The sequence below is a fragment of the Paraburkholderia phenazinium genome, assembly GCF_900100735.1.
Classification (GTDB): Bacteria; Pseudomonadota; Gammaproteobacteria; order Burkholderiales; family Burkholderiaceae; genus Paraburkholderia; species Paraburkholderia phenazinia.
In genome coordinates, this window is the sequence record NZ_FNCJ01000050.1 from 1 (window position 1) to 1,694 (window position 1,694).

The window sequence follows — 1,694 nt, forward strand, 5'->3', positions numbered from 1 at the left end:
GCTGGAGGTATCGGAAGTGCGAATGCTGACATGAGTAGCGATAAAGGGGGTGAAAGGCCCCCTCGCCGTAAGCCCAAGGTTTCCTACGCAACGTTCATCGGCGTAGGGTGAGTCGGCCCCTAAGGCGAGGCAGAAATGCGTAGCTGATGGGAAGCAGGTTAATATTCCTGCACCATTGTTAAATGCGATGGGGGGACGGATCGCGGAAGGTTGTCCGGGTGTTGGAAGTCCCGGTTCCTGTGTTGGAGAAGGCGCTTTGGCAAATCCGGGCGCGGAATTCAAGGGCATGGGACGAGTGACTTAGGTCACGAAGCAACTGGAAGTGGTTCCAAGAAAAGCCTCTAAGCTTCAGTTTAACAAGACCGTACCGCAAACCGACACAGGTGGGCGAGATGAGTATTCTAAGGCGCTTGAGAGAACTCGGGAGAAGGAACTCGGCAAATTGGTACCGTAACTTCGGGATAAGGTACGCCCCTGTAGCTTGACTGGCCTGCGCCAGGAGGGTGAAGGGGTTGCAATAAACTGGTGGCTGCGACTGTTTAATAAAAACACAGCACTCTGCAAACACGAAAGTGGACGTATAGGGTGTGACGCCTGCCCGGTGCCGGAAGATTAAATGATGGGGTGCAAGCTCTTGATTGAAGTCCCGGTAAACGGCGGCCGTAACTATAACGGTCCTAAGGTAGCGAAATTCCTTGTCGGGTAAGTTCCGACCTGCACGAATGGCGTAACGATGGCCACACTGTCTCCTCCCGAGACTCAGCGAAGTTGAAGTGTTTGTGATGATGCAATCTCCCCGCGGCTAGACGGAAAGACCCCATGAACCTTTACTGTAGCTTTGCATTGGACTTTGAACCGATCTGTGTAGGATAGGTGGGAGGCTTTGAAGCGGGAACGCCAGTTTCCGTGGAGCCAACCTTGAAATACCACCCTGGTTTGTTTGAGGTTCTAACCTTGGCCCGTAATCCGGGTCGGGGACAGTGCATGGTAGGCAGTTTGACTGGGGCGGTCTCCTCCCAAAGTGTAACGGAGGAGTACGAAGGTACGCTAGGTACGGTCGGAAATCGTGCTGATAGTGCAATGGCATAAGCGTGCTTAACTGCGAGACCGACAAGTCGAGCAGGTGCGAAAGCAGGTCATAGTGATCCGGTGGTTCTGTATGGAAGGGCCATCGCTCAACGGATAAAAGGTACTCTGGGGATAACAGGCTGATACCGCCCAAGAGTTCATATCGACGGCGGTGTTTGGCACCTCGATGTCGGCTCATCTCATCCTGGGGCTGTAGCCGGTCCCAAGGGTATGGCTGTTCGCCATTTAAAGAGGTACGTGAGCTGGGTTTAAAACGTCGTGAGACAGTTTGGTCCCTATCTGCCGTGGGCGCTGGATATTTGAAGGGGGCTGCTCCTAGTACGAGAGGACCGGAGTGGACGAACCTCTGGTGTACCGGTTGTCACGCCAGTGGCATCGCCGGGTAGCTATGTTCGGAAGAGATAACCGCTGAAAGCATCTAAGCGGGAAACTCGCCTTAAGATGAGATATCCCCGGGGCTTCGAGCCCCTTGAAGGGTCGTTCAAGACCAGGACGTTGATAGGTCAGGTGTGGAAGCGCAGTAATGCGTTAAGCTAACTGATACTAATTGCCCGTAAGGCTTGATCCTATAACAAGTGTGTCTCGTGTCGATCAGTGTTGGCGCT

The 1,694-nt window shown here is 53.6% G+C and carries 1 rRNA gene; it reads left to right on the forward strand.

Annotated features, from left to right (window positions below):
- A 23S ribosomal RNA gene (locus BLQ92_RS39110) occupies window positions 1-1,657 on the forward strand; the annotation flags it as partial.
- Window positions 1,658-1,694: the final 37 nt, after the last annotated feature.